Consider the following 2,050-nt stretch of genomic DNA (forward strand, 5'->3'; position numbering starts at 1 on the left):
TGGTCAACTGGTGGATGTCACCGGTCAGTCCAAAGGTAAAGGCTTTGCCGGTACCATCAAGCGTTGGAACTTCCGCGGCCAAGACAACACTCACGGTAACTCCGTGTCCCACCGTGTTCCGGGTTCCATTGGCCAGTGCCAGACTCCGGGTCGCGTATTCAAGGGCAAAAAAATGTCCGGTCATATGGGCGCTGAGCGCGTGACCGTGCAGTCCCTGGAAGTAGTGCGGGTTGACGCTGAACGCAATCTGTTGCTGGTCAAGGGTGCTGTTCCTGGCGCTACTGGCGGCAACCTGGTTGTACGTCCAGCGGCCAAGGCTCGCGGTTAAGGGGAAGCTGACATGCAATTAAATGTAAATGGCGCTCAAGCAATCGAAGTATCCGAAGCCACTTTTGGCGGCGCATACAACGAGACCCTGGTTCACCAAGCAGTTGTGGCCTACATGGCCGGCGGCCGTCAGGGCAGCAAGCAGCAGAAGACTCGTTCCGACGTATCCGGTGGCGGTAAGCGCCCTTGGCGTCAGAAGGGTACTGGCCGTGCTCGTGCAGGTACCACTCGTGGTCCGATCTGGCGTGGCGGTGGTGTGACCTTCGCGGCTCGTCCGCAGAATCACGATCAAAAGCTGAACAAGAAAATGTATCGCGCTGCATTGCGTTCGATTCTTGCCGAGCTGGTTCGTACTGATCGTTTGATCGTCGTCGAAGACTTCAGCGTTGAAGCTCCGAAGACTAAAGAACTGTTGGGCAAGTTGAATGGCATGGGTCTGACCGATGTGCTGATCGTGTCCGATGCTATTGATGAGAATCTGTACCTGGCTGCTCGCAACCTGCCACACGTTGATGTCCGTGACGTGCAAGGTTCCGATCCAGTTAGTCTGATCGCGTATGAAAAGGTGCTGGTCACCGTTTCTGCCGTGAAGAAATTCGAGGAGCTGCTGGGATGAACCAGGAACGCGTATTTAAAGTGCTGCTTGGCCCGCACATCTCCGAGAAGGCCACGGTTCTCGCTGACAAGAAAAGTCAGTTCGTTTTCAAGGTTGCAACCGATGCAACCAAGCTGGAAATCAAGAAGGCCGTCGAAAGCCTGTTCAACGTGAATGTTGCTGCTGTTAATACCGTGAATGTTCTCGGTAAGACCAAGCGCAATGCTCGCGGCCTGGGCAAGCGTAACGACTGGAAGAAAGCGATCATTTCGCTTCAGCCAGGCCAAGATCTCGATTTCGCCAGCAGTGCTGAGTAAGGAAGGGGTGCATCATGGCAATCGTTAAATGCAAACCGACTTCCCCTGGCCGCCGTTTTGTGGTCAAGGTGGTCAATCAGGAGCTGCATAAAGGCGCTCCTTACGCTCCGCTGCTTGAGAAGAAGTCGAAGACTGGCGGTCGTAACAACAATGGTCGTATCACCACCCGTCATATCGGTGGTGGCCACAAGCAGCATTACCGTCTGGTCGATTTCCGTCGCAACGACAAAGATGGCATTCCAGCCACTGTCGAGCGTATTGAATACGATCCGAACCGTACCGCACACATCGCTCTGCTGATGTATGCAGACGGCGAGCGTCGCTACATCATCGCCCCTAAAGGCGTGAGTGCTGGCGATCAGCTGGTAGCTGGCATCATGGCTCCGATCAAGCCGGGCAACAGTCTGCAACTGCGCAACATTCCAGTTGGTAGCACTGTTCACGGTATCGAACTGAAGCCGGGTAAAGGTGCTCAGATCGCTCGTTCCGCTGGTGCTTCGGCTCAGCTGATTGCGCGTGAAGGTGTCTACGTGACCCTGCGTCTGCGTTCCGGTGAGATGCGTAAAGTGCTGGCTGAGTGCCGTGCGACCCTGGGCGAAGTCTCGAACTCCGAGCACAGCCTGCGTTCGCTGGGTAAAGCTGGTGCCAAACGCTGGCGTGGCGTTCGCCCAACCGTTCGTGGTGTTGCCATGAACCCGGTTGACCACCCACATGGTGGTGGTGAAGGTCGTACCTCTGGTGGTCGTCATCCGGTGTCTCCATGGGGCTTCCCGACGAAGGGCGCGAAGACTCGTGGTAACAAACGCACCGA

4 protein-coding genes are annotated in these 2,050 nt (G+C 56.0%); all 4 read left to right on the forward strand.

The genetic code is table 11. From position 1 onward, the window contains the following. The coding region (rplC, locus tag Q8O69_RS10695; RefSeq protein ID WP_305591974.1) for a 50S ribosomal protein L3 at nucleotides 1-328 on the forward strand (328 nt) is incomplete at its 5' end. A 12-nt stretch (nucleotides 329-340) separates the two neighbouring features. Continuing rightward, nucleotides 341-943: a 50S ribosomal protein L4 gene (gene rplD / locus Q8O69_RS10700; protein WP_090255805.1), complete on the forward strand. Its 603-nt coding sequence runs from the start codon at nucleotides 341-343 to the stop codon at nucleotides 941-943. Beyond that, on the forward strand, nucleotides 940-1,239 hold the full coding sequence (rplW, locus tag Q8O69_RS10705; protein WP_090255803.1) for a 50S ribosomal protein L23: 300 nt from the start codon (nucleotides 940-942) through the stop codon (nucleotides 1,237-1,239). The genes rplD and rplW overlap by 4 nt, the downstream gene beginning before the upstream one ends. Nucleotides 1,240-1,253: 14 nt before the next feature. After that, on the forward strand, nucleotides 1,254-2,050 hold a 797-nt coding region (gene rplB, locus Q8O69_RS10710; protein WP_305591978.1), incomplete at its 3' end, for a 50S ribosomal protein L2.

Source organism: Pseudomonas sp. (assembly GCF_030690725.1).
Lineage (GTDB): Bacteria > Pseudomonadota > Gammaproteobacteria > Pseudomonadales > Pseudomonadaceae > Aquipseudomonas.